Annotated in this window: 15 protein-coding genes; 4 read left to right on the forward strand and 11 right to left on the reverse strand. The window is 73.0% G+C overall.

Going from position 1 to position 17,260, the window contains the following annotated elements; translation table 11 throughout:
• Positions 1-519: 519 nt before the first annotated feature.
• The 9 genes from ACIA8K_RS10005 to ACIA8K_RS10045 form a co-directional block, all read right to left on the reverse strand.
• Complete coding sequence (locus ACIA8K_RS10005) at positions 520-2,010, reverse strand: ricin-type beta-trefoil lectin domain protein (RefSeq protein WP_396056989.1); 1,491 nt, start codon at positions 2,008-2,010, stop codon at positions 520-522.
• Between the two features lie 115 nt (positions 2,011-2,125).
• Positions 2,126-2,992 carry a hypothetical protein gene (locus tag ACIA8K_RS10010; RefSeq protein WP_396056991.1) on the reverse strand — a complete coding sequence of 289 codons (867 nt, stop codon included), beginning with the start codon at positions 2,990-2,992 and terminating at the stop codon, positions 2,126-2,128.
• A 91-nt stretch (positions 2,993-3,083) separates the two neighbouring features.
• The gene (locus tag ACIA8K_RS10015) at positions 3,084-3,509 is read right to left on the reverse strand and encodes a type II toxin-antitoxin system VapC family toxin (RefSeq protein ID WP_396056993.1); all 426 of its coding nucleotides are present in this window, start codon (positions 3,507-3,509) and stop codon (positions 3,084-3,086) included.
• Positions 3,506-3,751 (reverse strand): FitA-like ribbon-helix-helix domain-containing protein, encoded by a 246-nt coding sequence (locus tag ACIA8K_RS10020; RefSeq protein WP_396056995.1) that lies wholly within the window; start codon positions 3,749-3,751, stop codon positions 3,506-3,508. The genes ACIA8K_RS10015 and ACIA8K_RS10020 overlap by 4 nt, the downstream gene beginning before the upstream one ends.
• 254 nt (positions 3,752-4,005) lie before the next feature.
• Positions 4,006-4,452, reverse strand: a complete 447-nt coding sequence (locus ACIA8K_RS10025) for an Hsp20/alpha crystallin family protein (RefSeq protein WP_396056997.1) — start codon at positions 4,450-4,452, stop codon at positions 4,006-4,008.
• 188 nt (positions 4,453-4,640) lie between these two features.
• Positions 4,641-6,155, reverse strand: coding sequence for a hypothetical protein (locus tag ACIA8K_RS10030; protein WP_396056999.1), 1,515 nt, complete (start codon positions 6,153-6,155; stop codon positions 4,641-4,643).
• Between the two features lie 21 nt (positions 6,156-6,176).
• Positions 6,177-7,532, reverse strand: coding sequence for a hypothetical protein (locus ACIA8K_RS10035; RefSeq protein WP_396057001.1), 1,356 nt, complete (start codon positions 7,530-7,532; stop codon positions 6,177-6,179).
• A 73-nt stretch (positions 7,533-7,605) separates the two neighbouring features.
• Positions 7,606-9,363 carry a dynamin family protein gene (locus tag ACIA8K_RS10040; RefSeq protein WP_396057003.1) on the reverse strand — a complete coding sequence of 586 codons (1,758 nt, stop codon included), beginning with the start codon at positions 9,361-9,363 and terminating at the stop codon, positions 7,606-7,608.
• A gap of 132 nt (positions 9,364-9,495) precedes the next feature.
• A complete protein-coding gene (locus ACIA8K_RS10045; protein WP_396057005.1) occupies positions 9,496-10,416 on the reverse strand; it encodes an IniB N-terminal domain-containing protein in 921 nt (306 codons plus the stop codon).
• Positions 10,417-10,865: 449 nt separating this feature from the next.
• Here ACIA8K_RS10045 and ACIA8K_RS10050 point away from each other — a divergent pair, with 449 nt between their 5' ends.
• The 3 genes from ACIA8K_RS10050 to ACIA8K_RS10060 are packed head-to-tail and all read left to right on the forward strand — an operon-like array spanning position 10,866 to position 15,783.
• Positions 10,866-12,146 (forward strand): Hsp70 family protein, encoded by a 1,281-nt coding sequence (locus ACIA8K_RS10050; RefSeq protein ID WP_396057007.1) that lies wholly within the window; start codon positions 10,866-10,868, stop codon positions 12,144-12,146.
• An 8-nt stretch (positions 12,147-12,154) separates the two neighbouring features.
• The gene (locus ACIA8K_RS10055; RefSeq protein ID WP_396057009.1) at positions 12,155-14,674 is read left to right on the forward strand and encodes a LuxR C-terminal-related transcriptional regulator; all 2,520 of its coding nucleotides are present in this window, start codon (positions 12,155-12,157) and stop codon (positions 14,672-14,674) included.
• Complete coding sequence (locus tag ACIA8K_RS10060; protein WP_396057011.1) at positions 14,671-15,783, forward strand: sensor histidine kinase; 1,113 nt, start codon at positions 14,671-14,673, stop codon at positions 15,781-15,783. Before ACIA8K_RS10055 ends, ACIA8K_RS10060 begins: the two co-directional genes overlap by 4 nt.
• A gap of 2 nt (positions 15,784-15,785) precedes the next feature.
• Here the strand turns inward: ACIA8K_RS10060 and ACIA8K_RS10065 are convergent, their stop codons facing one another.
• Positions 15,786-16,244, reverse strand: a complete 459-nt coding sequence (locus ACIA8K_RS10065; protein ID WP_396057013.1) for a hypothetical protein — start codon at positions 16,242-16,244, stop codon at positions 15,786-15,788.
• Here ACIA8K_RS10065 and ACIA8K_RS10070 point away from each other — a divergent pair.
• Complete coding sequence (locus ACIA8K_RS10070) at positions 16,243-16,596, forward strand: VOC family protein (protein WP_396057015.1); 354 nt, start codon at positions 16,243-16,245, stop codon at positions 16,594-16,596. The genes ACIA8K_RS10065 and ACIA8K_RS10070 overlap by 2 nt on opposite strands.
• A gap of 86 nt (positions 16,597-16,682) precedes the next feature.
• On the opposite strand, the gene ACIA8K_RS10075 is transcribed toward ACIA8K_RS10070, so the two are convergent.
• Entirely contained in the window at positions 16,683-17,240 is a 558-nt protein-coding gene (locus ACIA8K_RS10075) for a GrpB family protein (protein ID WP_396057017.1), read from the reverse strand.
• Between the last annotated feature and the right edge of the window lie 20 nt (positions 17,241-17,260).

Below are 17,260 nucleotides of genomic sequence, written 5' to 3' on the forward strand. Positions count from 1 at the left end.
CCGTCCCACCCGAGACCACCACTCAAGATCCAGACGAAGCAGATCTTCCCGCTCCCGGGACGGTCCAGCCTTCATGCTCCCGCGGGCAAACCTCCGGTGGCCGGAAGACTCCGCTGGCGCTCCGCTTCCGGCCACCGGAGGAGCCGGTTCCGCCGTGCCCGGGGACGAGCACGCGAGGCCCGTCGTGGGGGGGGGGGGGCGCGGCCGCCCCCCCCGGCGCGCCGGGCGGCGGCGGGGGGGGGGCCCCCCCCGGGGGGGGGGGCGGGGGGGGGGGCGGGGGGGGGGTGCGGGGGGGGGGGGGGGGGTTGGGGGGGTCGCGGGGCGCCCCCCCCCCCCGCGGGGCCTCGCGAACGCTCTGGGCGTGCCCACCCACGGGCGTGTAGCCCGCGGGAGCGTGCGGGCCGGACCACCGCGGAAGCGGGCATCTCCAGATCTGGATCTCGTCTCAGTGGTCTCCGAGGAACGATCGTGTGGCGCCCGGCCGTGGCCAACTCGGCCGGGCTTCGCACGAGGGGGTGGTCAGCCGCGGCGCCACTTCTGGTTGGCGCCGCCGTGGCAGTCGAAGAGGATGAGGCGGGCGCCGTCGGCGGTGTTCCAGTCGACGACGTCGACGCACTTGTTGGCCTGGGGGTTGACCAGGTCGCCGGCGGCGCTGAGGACGAACTGCTGGGCGGCGTTGCCGCTGCAGTTCGCGAGTTGGATGACGGCGCCGTTCGCGGTGGAGCCCCAGGCGACGTCCATGCAGAGGCCGAGCGCGCGGACCGTGCCGTCGCCGGGCCAGGTCCAGTTCTGGGCGCCGGAGCCGTTGCAGGTCCAGAGCTGCAGGTACTGGCCGTCGACGGCGTTCGAGTTGGGGATGTCGATGCACTTGTCGGCGAGGCCGATGAGGCGGCCTGTGGATCCGCCGCCGGTGGTGGTCAGGGAGAGGCCGTAGCGTTGCAGGATCTCGTTGACCGGCTGGTAGATGGTGGTGCCGCCGGAGGCGCAGTCGCCGCCTGCGCCGGACGTGACGCCCTGGGCCTGGTTGCCGGAGATGAACGAGCCGCCGGAGTCGCCGGGCTGGGCGCAGGCGGTGCTTGAGACGAGGCCGTTGACGATCTGGCCGGAGTAGTTGACAGTGACGTTCTTCGCGGTGATGGTGCCGCAGCGCCAGCCGGTGGTGCGGCCGGACCGGCAGACGGACGCGCCGACAGCGGCCTCGGTGGAGCCGGCGACCGTGGCCACGCCGCCGCCGTAGTTGTTTACCCACGGCCGGGAGACCCAGTTCGAGTTGGTCTGCACCCAGGCCATGTCGTCGCCGGGGAACGTGGAGCCGCGGAACGTGCCCTGGGCGGCGCCGCTGCCGGTGGTGGTGGCGCCGACGCCGCCGCAGTGACCGGCGGTGACGAAGCCACCGGAGACCGCGAACCCGACCGAGCACAACACGCTGTTGTTGATCACGTACTGGTCGCCACCGCGGAGGTCGTAGACCGGCTGGTACGCATCCCGGGTCGCGACCGTGCTGACCGCGTCCGCGGGGAGCCCGGCGGTGCGGGCGAACGCGCCGGCCGCCGCGGTGCTGGCCGCCTCGATGGTGACCGTGTTGGTGACCGGATCGACGTACCAGGAGCGCACGTCCGGCCCGGGGGAGGACAGCGTCGCGGCGAGGCGATCGAGCGTGGCGAGGTTGCGGGTGACCACCGTCGGCGTGGCGCCGGCCGCGCGGACCTGTGCGGCGCGGGCCGGGTCGGTGATGCCGGTGATCACGGTGCGGCCGTCCTCGGCGACCCAGGTGCCGGCGTACGCGCTGCCGAGCGCCGCCTGGAGCCGCTTCTCGATCGGTGTGGCGGCGGCCTCGGTGACCAGCCGGGTGGCCAGCTGCCCGTCGGTGATCCGCAGGTCCCGGAGCAGCGCGTCGACCTGGCCGGGTGGGAGGTCGGGCGCGGCGAGTGCGGGTGACGCGGTGTGGACCACGCCGAGCAGGCCGACGCCGAGGACCAGGGTGGAGAGCGCACACAGCTTCCGTTTCATCAACATACCTCCGTGGCGGGTAGGTGTGTGAGAGCGCTCTCTGTTAAGAGAGTTTACGGATAGCGTGAGGGCTGTCAATATCTAAAGTCGTCTATTGTGCGAGGTGGAGCGGGTTTTACCTCGGAAGGAGGTTAAGTCGCGCGCGCAGCAGGTCGAGGAAGACCTCCACGTCCGCCACCTGATCCGGCTGCTCCGGGCAGGCCGGCCGCTCCAGCGCCCGCCGCAGCACCGCGCCCGCCTCCGCCGGTGAATGGTCGTGGAACAGGATTCCGGCCTGCCGCGACGCCGAGCGGAACCCGGCCCGCAGCACGTCCGGCTCGGACGCCGCCCAGATGTCCTTGACGCCGCCGCCGAGGTGATGATCGATCAACACCGCGATCGCGTGCTCGTTCCGGCCGTACCGGAACGTCACCGCGACAGTCTCCTGCGATCCGAGATCGTCGCCGTACCCGAACGCCGTACCCACCAGGGGCCGGCCCAGCCCTTTCACCCACGGCCGGTCCCGCAGACCGCCCGCGACCAGCCGATCCGCCGCCTGCGCCGCCGCCGGGCGGGCCCGCTTCGGCCCGATCGCCGCCAGCAGCCGCAGCATCGCCAGCGCAGCGGGCCCACCGTGCATCTCCACCTGCCCGGCCAGCGCGATCAGCATCTCGATCTCATCGTCACCAGCCGGCGCGTGCGGGGCGGCCCGCATCGCGGCCAGGAACTCGTACCCGCTGATCTCCGCCTCGAGCGCGCCGATCCCACGCTCGGTGAGCGGCGCAAACCCGCCGACCAGACCCGCCACCGCGTCGCCCTGCCCCGGCAGCAGCCCAGCCTCCGCGAGGTGCGCCATGATCTGGTCCGGATCGGTGATCCCGGCCAGCCCGTCCAGCACCTCTTCCGGCACCCCGGCCTCGGCCAGCATCCGAATCAGCTCGGCCGCGGGGTCGCCGCCGCCTTTGATCACCGTGAGCCGGGGTCGCGATTGTGCTTCAGCCATCCGGGAATCGTGTCAAAACAAATGATCAAGAACATAACGGGGGTACGCCCTCGCGGCACCGACCACCCGGCATGGGAGGAATCATCCGCGTTCACGACGCCGCGGTCTCCCACGGATTCACAAGGGCCACGCCGGTCTCGGCGAAGTCCTTGATGTTGCGGGTCGCGAGGATCGCGGACTGCGACCGGCAGATGGCGGCGATCTGCGCATCCATGCTGTCGATCGGGGCGCCCAGATTGCTGCGGGTGGCGGCGATGTCCGCATACGCGCCGGCGGCGGCCAGGTCGAAGGGCAGGACCTGCCGTGGGAACGCGGCGAAGATCTCGTTCGCCGCTTGGTGCAGGGAGTCACGCCGCCGGCCTTGCGGTAACCGAGCGATGCCGTAACGAATCTCGGCGATGGTGATCGCGGTGGTGTAGAGGGCCTCGCCGGTGTTGGACTGCAGCCACTCGACCACGGAGCGGGCCGGCTCGGACCGCATGAGTTCGGACACGACGTTGCTGTCGAGGACGATCATTCAGGTAGATCCGCGGCACGCGCGGGAACGGAACGGGTCGGAAGTTCCAGGTCGTCGGCGCCGCCCAGCTGCGAGAATCGTCGTGTCAACGCGCTGAAGAGATCGGTCGGCGGCTCTTCGGCGACAGCGTCGGTCAGAATCGCGCGGGCCTCGGCCTCCATCGACCGCCCGTGTCGCGCGGCTCTGCGTCTGAGACTTTCTTTCACGGAGTCATCCAGATCGCGGATGCTGAGAGCGGCCATGATGCTCACCTCCGGCGAATGGTCTGCTGGCAATGCGATCAGACTGCTCGCAATGCTAGCGCCAACTTTGCCTGGGCGTCGCTCGCCGGTCACTCCTTCGAGGCCGCTTCACACCTGCTTACCCGCTGGGGTCCGGAGGAGGCTTTGCGGCGCTGCCCAGCCCGGACGGACCGTCCGGCAACGCGGCCCCTGTTCGGCCTACTGATACGCGAGAAGGCCCGCGAACGGCGGGCCTTCCCGGAACTTCTGCGGGGTCAGGAACGGCCGATGGCGGTCTTCTCACCCTCGATGACCGGAGCGTCGTGGCCGCCGGAGTTGATCGCGATCCGGCGCGGCTTGGCCGCCTCGGCGACCGGGACGGTGAGCGTGAGCACGCCGTCCTGCCAGGTTGCGGCGATGCGGTCCAGGTCGAGGCCGTCGCCCAGCTGGAGGCGTCGCTCGAACGTGCCGGTGGCCCGCTCGCGGCGCACCCACTGCACGTCCGCGTCGGTACGCGGGGAGCGCTCGGCGCGGATGATCAGCGCCCGGCCGTCCACGTCCACCTCGACCGAGCCGGGGTCGACACCGGCCAGGTCGCAGTGCAGGACGAAATGGTCACCGGACCGGTACAGGTCCATCGGCATCGCCATCGTGGCGGGCGTGCCGAGCATCTGACCGGCCAGCCGGTCGAACTCGCGGAAAGGATCGAAAGTCAGCACCACGGGACCCACCTCCTCGAGGTTGCCTGCCGGGCCGTCCGGCGAGGCGTGTGGCGCTCGGCTCCAAACCTGGTTCTGCCGAGGAGCTCGCCGCCTTAAGCGGGGTTCTTCACCCGCCCTCAGCAGCGGCTACATCTCTTTTTTTAGCACTCGACGTGGAGAGTGCCAAGTCCTTCCGGAGGAAATTTCCGTCACCGGCGCGGCCGGTTCTTGGGGCGCCGGGCGGACACCGCATGCGGCCGGGCGGGCGCGCGCCGGACGCCGCCGTACGTCTCGGCCAGCGCGCGATGCTCCGGGTCGTCCGTACGGTCCGCGAGCGCACGCAGCTCGGCCACGCCGGCCTCCGCGTGGTGGTCGCGCCAGCGGGTGAGCAGCGGGGCGGCGAGCGCCGGGGTCTCCGCGGCCAGCGCCACCACCACCTCCGCGGTCTCCCCGAGCAGGTCCTCGAACGTCGGCACCTCGACGTCCTCGCCCCTCAGGTGCGCGACGAACAGCGCCGTACCGAACGGCGTCAGCGCGGTCCGCTCCGCATCGTGCCGGACCACGCCGAACAGGTGCAGCTGCCGCAGCAGGAGGTCGATGTCGCGGCCGTCCGGGTCATCGTCGCCGTTCGGGTCCGCCTCCCCGCCGGGTGCGAGAGCGATGAACTCCTCGACCAGGCCGCCGGTGATCTCGGACCGTTCCTCCGCGTCGATCGGGCGCTGCGCGATGAACATGGCCATCAGCAGGGCGAAGACGAAATCGTCGGCGCGGAACGGCACGATCGAGTCGATGTCGCCGGCCGTGCAGACCGCCCGGCCGATGTGGAAGAACGCCTCGAACGCGCGGTGGGCGGCCGAGACCGGGTCCTTGAGCGTCTTCGCGGACGACTTGTTCGGCAGCAGCCGTCCCTTGACCACCCGGACGAACCGCGCCTCCTTCGCCCATGCGAGGACGACACCCAGCTCGTAGTCCGGGTCGTCCAGGTCGAGCAGCGCGCTCACCTCGGCCGCGTCAGCGGGTGTCAGAGCGCCCGCCGGGGCCGGCGCGCCGCCGTCGCCGACCCACGCGGTGAAGCGCAGCAGCCGGGTCAGCCCGGCCGAGCCGGTCGCCGCGGCCGCGATCACGTCCGGGGACGGTGGGTCGAACGGCGGCAGCGGCGGCAGCGTCTCGTCCTCGTCGGTCAGCTGGTTCTCGACGACCTTGGCGAGCACCGCCTCGTCGTACGGCACCCGGCCGTCCTGCACGTCGGTCATGAACGCGGCGACCGCGGCCTCGTTCTCCAGGTTGATGCCGGCCGCGAGCATGCGCATCGACCAGTACTTGGCTGGGCCGTACCGGGTCTCGTCCGCCATCGCGACGTCGAAGTCAGCGGCCATCGAGTCAAGCGCGGTGTGCAGCACGGCCGCGTCCGCGCACTTCGCGTCCGCCAGGTCCGTCTCGAACAGGAAGTCGATGAACGCGTGCACGGTCGGGACCGTGTCCGCCCAGTCCGTAATGGTCACGCCGCGCGGGAAGTACTCAAGCAGCGCGTACCGCAGGTCGTCCGGCTGCCAGCGGCTCAGCAGCCCGTCGCCGACGCTCCACCGCTGCTCGACAAGCACCTCGGCCGCGAACAGGTCGACGCCGCGGCCCGCACGCCGGGCCCAGCGCTCGAACGCGTCGACAAGCCGATCGCGGGCCGGGTAGAAGTCCTCATCGGGGGCGTAGGTCCAGACCATGCGCATGAGGACGAACCGTACCCCAGGTCAGACACCCAGCCGGTCGAGGATGGACGCACAGCTCTCCACCACGATCGTGGCGGCGCGGCGCTGTTGACGGTCGGCGACGCCGCCCTCCGCGAGGACCTGCCAGCGCAGCAGCGCCTCGTCGCAGTGGCGGCGCATGCCGGGGGCGTCGGTCGGTTCGTCCAGGCCGAGCCGGGCCGGAATGTCGGTGCCGTCGCCGCCGGCCAGCCGGTGTGCTTCCGCCTCCAGCTCGGCGGGGAACCGTACCGGCAGCTCCGGCAACGCCGCCACCAGCCGCATCTCGCGGAACTCGGTCGCCTCGGCGAGGATCCGGCCGAGCCGGACGCGCAGCGCGTCGGTCTTCGGCGTCCACTGACCGTCCAACGCGGACTCGATGGCTAGCAGCGTCGCGCGCGCCTTGAGCGCCTCGGTGCGTGCGACAAGGCTGTGCGCGATCGTGTCCCGCAGGTCGGTGAGGCCGCTGCGGCGCGCGAGTTCACCCGCGAGCGTGAGCCGTGTGTCGTGCCCGGTGCGGGCCAGCACGGCCGCGAGTCGGATTCCGGGCAGTCCGAGCCGGTGCAGCAGGTCCGCGGGCAGGCCGGCCGCCAGGTACCGGTCCGTGCTGAGCAGCGCGCCGTCGGTGTCCGTGCGGGGGAGCGCGGCCAGGTGCGCGATCGTCTCGAACTCCGCGTCGGTGAGCGTGCGCGCGGTCGCGGCCGCCAGCCCGCCGAGCGGATGCACGCGCAGGCACAGGTCGCGCACGGCCGGGTCGCGGCCGTGCCGGCGGGCGATCTGCCGGGCGGTGACGAACGCGTCGGTCCGCCCGCCGTTGATCTCATCGGCCCGGGACAGCACCAGCACCGTCGCGACCGGCGTGGCGCGTGCGACCGCGCTGCTCTGCAGGTCGCGCAGGGGCGTCAGGTCCGCAGGACGTGCCGCAGGCGTCAGGTGCAGCACCGCGTCCGCGTCGTCGAGCGTCGCACCGTCCGAGGGCGTGTCGAGAAGCGTCATCTGCCGCAGCACCCGGCTCGGCCAGTGGATCACCAGATCGCCGTCGACCTGCCCGGTGCGCGGCCCGTCCGGCGTGATCGTCAACGGCAGGTCATAAGGATCCAGATCCGGCGGGTACGCCGTGGCGCGCGGGCTGGTCCCGTCCTGGTACCAGACCGTGTAGCAGTCACCGGAGGCCGCGACCGGCGCGACCCGGTCCCCGACCAGCGCGTTGACAAGTGTGGACTTCCCGGTTCCGGCCCGCCCGGCGACCGCGATCCGCAGCGGTTCTGTCCACCTGTGCCGCTGATGCCGCAGCGAGGTGACCTGCGGATAGGCGTTGAGCGTGTCGTCAAGCAGACCCTGGGCCGCGGAGGCCAGGCTCATCCCGTCGCCTCCGCTGCTCTCCGGCGCCGGGCTGAGCCTGTGCGCCGAGCCACTGATCTGCTCGCGCGCCCGCTCATGCCGCGGACTGCAGCTGCTGGGCCCGCCGGTAGAGCCCGGCCAGCTCGCGCAGGCTGATCTCGATCTCCCGCTGCCGTCGCTCGGTCTCGGCCACGTCCGCGTCGGCGGCGAGTTTCGCGGTGCGCACGGAGTGCACGATCGCGTCCTGCAGCCGGTCCGTCAAGTCGATGAAATGGTCGCGCAGCAGGCGGTGCGCCTGCCGGACCGTGTCCTTCGCCTCCTTGCTGACAAGCAGAAAAAAATCATCCACATGCCGCTGGGTACGGGTACGGGCCGCCGCCTGCCGCCGCTTGAGCAGCATCTTGCTCTCGTCGTGCACGGTCTTACCGCCGAGGATCGCGCCCGCGCCTACCGAGACCGGGTTGATCAGCGGCATCCCGGCGAGGCTTGTCGCCAGGCCCACCATGAGGATGCCGCCGTACGAGCCGCGCAACCCGGTCAGCGCCTTCTGGGTGATTGTGAACTTCTCCACGCCGGGCTGTTCGATCGCGGGCACCAGCCGGTCCAGGTCGTCCGGGACGTGCATGCGCCAGGTGGGCAGCGCGTCCGGGCCGTACTCGCCGAAGTGTGCGGCGACCCGGTGCGATATCCACTCGCACTGGGCGATCAGCCAGCCGAAGTTCGCCTCCGCGGCCGCCTTCAGCTCGCCGTCGAGCCAGGCCGCGTACTCGTCCCAGGCGGTCATCGGGTCCGCGCTCTCGAATGTCTGGTCCACCGTGCGCAGCAGCTGGCGGGTCCGGTCGCGCAGGTCGTACTCGATGTTCGACACCAGGTCCGAGATGTCGTCGTTGAGCGTGTTCTGCCAGCGGATGTGCCGCCGCCGTACGTCGTCGAGCGCGCTCTGCGCCTCGGTGAGCCGGGCCATCGCCTGGGACGGCGCGGACGCGGAGGTGAGCCGGGCCCGCAGCGGCGTCGCGACCTGCTCCAGCGCGGCCCGGGACGCCTGCGCGGCCGCGGTCCGGGCCAGCTCGCGGCTCTTGCCGGCCACGTCCCGGTTCAGCCGGCCGATCAGCTCGGGGAACCCGGACTCCGCGTTCAGCGCGGCGTCGCCGGTCTTGGCCGCGTGCAGCCGCAGCACCGACGAGACCGGGATGACTGCCGCGGTCAGCCCGGCCGAGGCCAGCCGCTGGCGGTTGCGGTCCGCGACCGCGCGCCAGTCCGTGGCCAGGTCGGTCTTGGTGAGCGCGACCACCACGTTCGGCACTGTGGTGGCGATGTCGCGCAGCAGGTCCAGCTCGGCGACGGTCAGCTCTGCGGTGGCGGCGGACGCCAGCACCACGATGTCCGCGGGCGGGTGTGCCCCGAGCCGTGTGTGCCAGGCCTGGCCGGGAACCGTCGCGGGCGTGTCGACAAGCGTCAGGCCGCCGGCCAGCAGCGCGCGGGGCACGCCGATCTCGGCCCGCAGAGCCTCCCGGCCGCGGATGTGCGCCGCAGCCTCCGCCACGGTGAGCGACGTGCGCGCCGTGCGGTGCACGAGCAGTGCGGTCGGCTGCTCCGCGTGGCGTACCACTGTGGGGGTTCCGGTTGTGCCCGCGTCGCCGACCGGGCAGACCGGGGCATTGATCAGCGCGTTGACCAGCTGACTCTTGCCCTGACCGGACTCGCCGAGCACCACGACCCACAGCGCCGGGTCGAGCAGTTGGGTGCGGCGGGCGCGCAGGCCCGCGGCCAGGTCGGTGCGGCCGTGCACCAGGCACGCCTGGGTGGCCGAGTCGAGCACGTCCACCCACATCGGGGTCGCCACCGAGGTCATCGGCGCTCCTTCCGGCCAGTCTGTGCTCACACGCCTGCCGCGCGGCACCCGGGACCGGAGCCGCGCGGCAGAGGCGTAGTGATCGAGCCTCGTCAACCTGGCTGGAATCCTAGCCGGGTTGAAAAAAGCTCATTAGAACAGAATGTCGGTCACGCCCGACAGGTCCGTTCCATGCTGGCCGGTCACGTCGCCGACCGTGCCGGTGAGCGAGCCGGTGACATCGTCCAGGCCGGTGCCGCCGGTGACCGAGCCGAGGGTGTCGCCGGTCAGGCCGTCCACCGAGGAGGTGACGCCGTCGAGCGTGTGGTCCAGGCCGGTGCCGTGGGTCAGGTGGTCGGTGAGGCCGTTGACGCCGCCGGTCACGCCGCTCACCGTGCCGGTCACGCCGTGCAGTGTGCTGCCGACCGTGTCCAACCCGAAGCCGACCGAGCCGAACACGGTCCCGCCCAGCCCGTTGATCGTGCCGTCCAGGCCGCCGACCGTGCTGCCGACGCCGGTCACTGTGTCGCCGAGCCCGGCTGTGTCCGCCACGTCGTAGACCGTGCCTGCGACCTCGTTTACCGGCGCGGAGACCGTGCCGGCCACGTCCGCGTCGAGCTGCGCGGTCAGGTCGCCGTCCACGCCCAGGTCGACCGGCAGGTCGACGCCGACCTCGGAGACACCGCCGAGACCGAGACCGGTAAGCGCGCCGACGCCCAGCTGAACGCTGTTGTGGTCGATCGCCAGGCCGGCCGCGGCGGCCGTGTTGCCCAGATCGCCGTGCGTGGTGCCGGCGGACAGCTGCGCGGTCACCGACTGGAGCTGCGCGATCGCTGTCGCGGACACGGTGTCGCCGGCCACGGTCTCGACCGCCGCGGTCGGCAGCGACAGGTCGGCCAGGCCGGGCACCGCCGCGTAGTCCATCACCAGCGGCACCACGTCGGTCACGTCGGCCGGTGTGATGTCGCCCAGGCCGGCCGCGGTCAGCGCCGCCTCCGGGTCCAGCTCGAACACCGAGCGGGCGGTCGAGTCGGTGATCAGGTTGAGCACGAAGTCGTGAAGGGTGGAAGACATGGGAGGAAACCTCTCGTCAGCACGGTTGAAGGGCTCTGGCTGCCACCACCGAAGTTAGTGTGACGCCCTGCGGCGAACATCGGGGACGAGACCGGGTTCCGCACGCTCCCCCCTGGGGGCCCGGGGGATGGGGATAGGGGATTAGGGGTTATCGGGGCCCCTGTTTTTGTGGGGTCCGTCCCCTCGGCGCCGTCTGGTACGAACGTTGCAGTCCACCGGTGAGACGGGACGGAGCCATCCCGGCCCGTCTCCGGCGGGCGAAGGCCTTACCGTGGCCGCAGCCGGACCTCCGTCTGCCGAGCCGGCTGTGTGAGCGTGTGCCCACGCATCGCCACGGAAGGGCCTGTCCCTCCCGGGTAGGGGTGCCAAGGAGGGACACACGAGGGATGGGGAGGGCATCCGCCGGCTCATGGCGGATGCCCTTTCGAACCGGGAGGGGGCGAGACGGCGTGACGTACGTGCTCGGCATCGACATCGGCGGCACCCACGTCACCGCGGCCGCCAGCCGCCTCGTCGACGGCGCGTGGAAGCGCCCCGCCCCGGTCCGCCTGCGCGGTGACACCGACGAGGCCCCCGCGGTCCTGCACGTCGGCCCGGACGGCGGCCTCCAGGTCGGCGACCCGGCCGAGCGCGGGCCGGTGCTGCGCCCCGGCGTCATCGCCCGCGAGTTCGCCGGCCGGATCGGCGCGGACGCCCCGGTCCTGCTGCGCGGCGAGCGCTGGTCCCCGCAGACGCTCACCGCGATCGTCGCCCGCCGCGTCACCGACCTGATCCGGGCCCGCGAGGGCGACCCGCCGGTCCGGGTCGTGCTCGCCCACCCGGCCACGTTCACCGCGCACCACGTGTCCGCGCTGCGCGCCGCGCTCGCCGACGTCGGACTCGCCGCCGAACCGCTCCCCGAGCCGGTGCTCGCGGCCGAGGGACACTCGGCCCGCGGCGGCAAGAGCGCGCCCGCGCTCGCGGTCCTCACCGTCGGCGGCACCGGATACGAGGCATCAGTCATCACCAGGACCAACCCGATCACGTACGCGGTCCGCGCCACCCGCACCGGCGCGCAGCAGATCGGCGGCGCCGACCTCGACGAGGCGCTCGCCCACCACGCGCTCGAGCAGCTCCGCAAGGAGATCGGCCGCCTCGACCCGGCGGACGAACGCGAGCTGCGGATCCTGCACGACCTGCGCGCCGAATGCCGGTACACGCGGGAGCAGCTCAGCCACGTGGACGACGCTGAGATCATCCTGCCGCTGCACCCCGGCGAGACCCGGCTGACCGTCACCCGTACCCAGCTCGACCAGCTCCTCCGCCCGCTGCTCGACCATCCGGCCGCCACCCTGGCCCGCGTGGTCGCCGCGGCCGGCGTGCCGCCACACCACCTCGGCGGCATCCTGCTCACCGGCGGCGTCGGGCACACCCCGCTGCTCGCCACGCTTGTCGCCGAGCACCTGCCCGGCGTCACGCCGCTCCCGCCCGGCGGTCAGACCCTTGTCGCCGAGGGCGCCGCTGCGGTCGCGGCCCAGCTCGCGGCCGGGCTGCACGACAGCCCGCCGCCGGGCGGCCGCGGAAAAGCGGTCTGGGAGCCCGAGCCGGGCCAGGAGCCGTCAGTGCTCCCGGCGCCCGCGCCCGGCAACCGCGCACCGCTGCCCGACCCGCCACCCCGGCCGCCGGTGAAGATCAGCACCCCCGATCTGCCCGGCCGTCGCCCCCGCAAGAACGCCACGAACTTCGGTTGAGGAGAACGGTGACGATCCGCACCATGACACCGTCCTGGCTGGTACTCGATGAACAGGTCGCGCAGATCTGCGACGACCTCGCCGCGAACCCCGCCGGGCCGCTGCGCCTCTGCCTGCAGGCCCCCGGCGGACACGGCAAGACCGCGCTGCTGTCCTACCTGGCCGGACTGCTCCGCGAGCACGACGTGCCGGTCCACGACGTCTGGGCCGACCCGCTGGACGGTGCGGACGACGACGCTGTCCTGCTCGTCGACGACGCCCACCTGCTCGACGAGGGCCGGCTCGCCACGCTTCACTCGCTGGCGATCGGGCGCCGCCGCATCGTCCTCGCCTACCGCCCCTGGCCCCGCCCGGCCGGCCTTGCCTCGCTGACCTCGATCCTCCGCCGCGAACGCCCGGCGGTGCAGCTCGGCCCGTTCACGCCTGTGCAGACGACACGAGCGGTGCACGCCTGGACCGGTGGCGCGCCGGCCGACGGGCTCGCGGCCCGCGTCCACCAGCTCAGCGGCGGCGTTCCCGGTCTCGCGCAGCGCCTCACCGCGGTGCTCGCCACCAGCCAGGACCTCACCGACGCGTCGCTGCTGCAGTTCCGAGCGGACCTCGACCACCTCGAGCCGGACGTCCGGCGGCTGCTGCTCGCCACCGCGGCCGGCGGCGCGCTCCCGATCGACGTGCTCGCCGCACTGCTCGGCCGGGACACGGCAGGCATCGACGAACTGCTCGAGGCGGCCCGCGCCACCGGACTGTTCAGCCTGGACGACACGCTCGTCCCCGCGGCCCGGCAGGCCGTCACCGCGCTCGGACCGGTCGCCCACCGCGCCGACCTGTGGCAGCGCCTCGCCGCGCTGCAACTGGCCCGCGGCGACCGGACGCTCACCGTCGCCCGCTCCCTTGTCGACGCCGGCATCGGCGGCAGCGTGCTCGCGCCCACGTTCCAGGCCGGTGCGGAGGAGGCGCTCGCTGCCGCGCCCCAGGTCGCCGCGCGACTCTTCGCCGCAGCCGCCGCCGGGGGCGCCGCCACCGGCGCACGGCACGCGCTCGCCACCGCGCTCGGCGGCGACCTGGACACCGCGCTGCGCCTCGCGGACCGGCTGGTCGGCGCGCCCGGCACCGACCCGGCCGCCGAGCACGACCGGGCCGCCGGCGCCGCGGTCGCCGCCGCGGTCCTCGCCCACCGCGGCCAGCTGGCCCGCAGCGCCGAACGCTACCGCTGGTCCCGCACGCCCACCTCACGCTCGTTCGCCGCGCTCGCGGACCAGGCCACCGGCGCCGCGTTCGTGGAGACCGACGAGGGTACGGACGGGCCGCCCACGCTGCTCACCAACGCGGCCGCGATGATGGCCGAAGGACTGCGCGAGAGCATCACCGGCTCACCCGCGGCCGCGCTCGCCACCCTCGTCCAGGCCGCCGCGCTGCTCGAACCGGCAGGTCCGGCCGTGCTGCTGCCGGACAGCCCGGCCGCGCTCGCCGCGCTCGTCGCACTGCACGACGGCGAACTCGACGCGGCCGACGCGGTGCTCGGCCGTGCGCTCACCGCAGGCATGGGCTCGGTGCTGATGGCCCGCCGCCACCGGCTGCTCGCCGGATGGATCCGGATGTTCCGCGGCGACACCGCGGCCGCCCGGGACCACCTCGCGGCCGGCACCGCGGCTGGCGCGCCGATCCAGCTGCGGGACGGGCTGTTCGCCGCCGCGCTGCGGATCGGCCTGGCCCGGCGCACCGGCGACCTGCCCGAGATGCACCGCGGCTGGGCGACCGCGCGGGAGACCGTGCTGCGCCACCCGGTCGACCTGTTCACGCTGCTGCCCCTGGGGGAACTGGCGATCGCGGGCGCCCGGCTCGGGGAACGCGCGGCGCTCGACGTACCCGTGGAGCAGGCTCTTGATCTTTTGGATCGGCTCGGGCGGCCGCCGCTGTGGCACGCCACGCTGCACTGGTACCTGCTGCAGGCGGCCGTGGTGGGGGAGGACGCGGACACCGCGGCCGTGCATGTGGACGCGCTCGCCGCACACGCCGGGGCGACCGCGCACACCGCGATTCTGGCGGCCGCGGCCACCAGCTGGCGCCGCCTGCTCACCGGCGACATCGACCCGGACGAGGTCGTCCAGCACGCCCGCGACCTGCACCGCACCGGCCTCTCCTGGGACGCGGCGCGGCTCGCCGGGCAGGCCGCGGCCCGCACCGCAGACCGGCGCGCCATGGTCACGCTCCTCGACACCGCCCGGCTTCTACAGGGCCGCCAGCCCGGACCGCGCGCGGACAACACCGACAAACCGGCCGGTCCCACGCCCAGCGGGCAGCTCTCCGACCGGGAGCAGGAGGTCGCGGAGCTGATCCTGGCGGGACTCACCTACAAGGAGATCGGCGACCGGCTCTTCATCACGCCAAAGACAGTCGAACACCACGTGGCCCGCATGCGCGCCCGCCTCGGCGCACCGAACCGCGCGGAACTGCTCGCCCGGCTGCGCGCCACCAGCCCGCAGCCTCCCGCGCCGCGCGGCACCGTCTCCTGGAAGGCGCCGGAATGAAGAACTTCGCCCTGGTCATCCTGATCCCCGCCGGTGCCGGCATGATCGCCTACGCCGGCGGCAACGCGATAGCGCGCGCCGGCAGCGGTGAGATGCCGCTGACCGTCCCGATCGTGCTCGCCGCGGTGCTCGGGCTGCTCGTGCTCGCGGCAAGCGCGGTCGTCGTCTGGCTCGCCCGGCAGGTGCGCGCCGCCCACGCGTACGCGGAGGACCTCGCGGCCGTGCGCATCCCCGACCTGACCCGCCGCGTCCGCGCCGGTGAGCCCGTCGACCCCGCGACCGCGCTGCCACCACCCATGGGCGGGCCGTTCGCGCCGCTCGGCAACGCGGTGCGCGCGATCGCCTGCCACGCCGTCGACGCGGTCGCGGCCGAGACGATCAGCCGCGACGCCCAGCAGCTCGCACTGCGCGTCGGCCGGGACAACCAGACCCTCCTGCACCGCCAGCTGTCCATGCTGGACGAGGTGGAGAGCCGGGAGACCGACCCGGACGAGCTGGCCCGGCTGTTCACAATCGACCACCTCGCCGCCCGCATGCGCCGCAACGTCGAAAAGCACCTCACGCTCTCCGGCAGTACGCCGGCCCGCCGCTGGCGCAAGCCGGTGCCGATGCTCGACGTGCTGCGCGCCGCCGCCGCGGAGGCCGACGACTACCACCGGGTCGAGGTCGTCCCGGTCAGCGGCCCGATCCTGCTCGGCCGCGCGCTCATCGACGTCACCCACCTCCTCGCCGAACTTGTCGACAACGCGCTCGCGGCCGCGCCCGGCCGGCCGGTCCGGGTGGTCTGCACGCCGATGCGCGGCGAATGCCTGATCACCGTTCGCGACGTCGGCCGCGGCATCGACCCGGACACGCTCGACGCCGCGAACGAACTGTTGCGCGCGCCGGCCGCCGCCACCGCCGAACAGCGCGGGCACGGCCTGCACGTCGCCGCCCGCCTCGCCCAGCGCCGCGGCATCACGATCACGCTGCAGACCGGCCCGCAGGGCAGCACCGCCACCGTCCTGCTCCCGGCGGACCTGCTTGTCGAGGCCACCGGGCCGGCCGCCAACCGCGCGGCCACCTCCGGCCCGGCCCGGCCCCGCCGAGGCGCAGAAGCAATCCGATGACATTACGGGTATGGCGCCGACCGTACCCAGTAGAAGATCGTCATACTGTCGCCGTGGAGACGGCACGTTTCGATGCGGCGGCGGTTCGGCTCGCGGAGGACCGTGGCGACTTCGCCGCGGCGATCGCGTTGGTAAGCCCGTTCGCCGAGTGCTTCAGCGACGACCTGGACCGGCATGAGGCGCACCTGTTGCACGTCGAGCTGCTCGGCCGCGCCGGCCGCCTGGCCGAGCTTGAGGAGCTGAGCCGCACCGACGAGCACGCGCGCCGCCGCCTGAACCGGCTCCTCTACCGCAAAGGCCGCACCGCGGCACTGCGCCGCCGCGCGATGAACGGCGACCGGCTGGCGTTCTACCTGCTCGTAGGCCTGCACTACGCGCGCGGCCGGCACGCCGAGGCCCGCCGCACCATCATGGAGATCGACCCCACCGGCCGGTACGCGATCGAGGCAGATCGGCGTCATGAACCATCACACCATCGACTACATCGAGTTCACGGTGACCGACCTGGACGCGGCGAAGCGTTTCTACACCGCGGCCTTCGGCTGGCGGTTCACCGACTACGGGCCAGGCTACGCCGGCATCCGCGGTGCGACCGACGACGCACCCGAGGTCGGTGGCCTGCGCCTCGACGATCAGGTCAGCCCGGGCGGCCCGCTCGTCCTGCTCTACTCCGACGCCCTCGACAGCACGGCCGACGCGGTCCGCGCCGCTGGCGGCACCGTCGTCAACGGGCCCTACGACTTTCCCGGCGGCCGCCGCTTCCACTTCACCGACCCCAGCGGCAACGAACTCGGCGTCTGGTCGAAGAGCTGACGCCTGAATCGACGTGGCATGCCGAGCTGCGGCAGGCCGGAACCGGCCTGTGAGCGGGCCGTGCCACCTGTTCGGTGAGGGTCCGGTTACGGCGTCCAGCCCGTGGCTGCCGCCCACTCCTCGGCCGCCACGATGATCACGTCGATCACCGGGTCCTTGAGGTCGGTGTAGACGTAGATGTCGGCGACGGCGGTGCCGAGCTGCTGTTTGAAGCGGGCGTAGGCCGGGACCGCGGCCGGGTGGGCGCGGAACCAGTCGCGGAACAGCAGGGCCAGGCGCTCGTTCGGGGAGCCGGCGAGGCGGCAGTGCAGGTTGATCTGGTCCTCGCCGGGGACGCGCCGGTTCCAGTAGCGCTTGGCCCACTGCTCCTGCGGGTCGTCCCGGCCGGCCGGGACGTGGTCAAAGGTGTAGGCGCGCCGCTCGAAGCCGAATTCGGTCAAGGTCTCCCCGAAGGCGGCGGTCGCGATGTCCAGGTCGGACACGCTCACCTGCAGGTCGTAGATCGGCTTCGCGGCCATGCCCGGCACCGATGTGCTGCCGATGTGCGCGACGCGCAGCGCAAGGGGTCCCAGTGCCGCCTGAAGCGAGTCGGCGAGGGTGAGCCCGCGTTCCGCCCACACCGGGTCGTAGGGGGTGACGAACATGGAAGCCCACCCTTCCACCT

The organism is Catenuloplanes sp. NPDC051500 (genome assembly GCF_044454585.1).
Taxonomy (GTDB): domain Bacteria; phylum Actinomycetota; class Actinomycetes; order Mycobacteriales; family Micromonosporaceae; genus Catenuloplanes.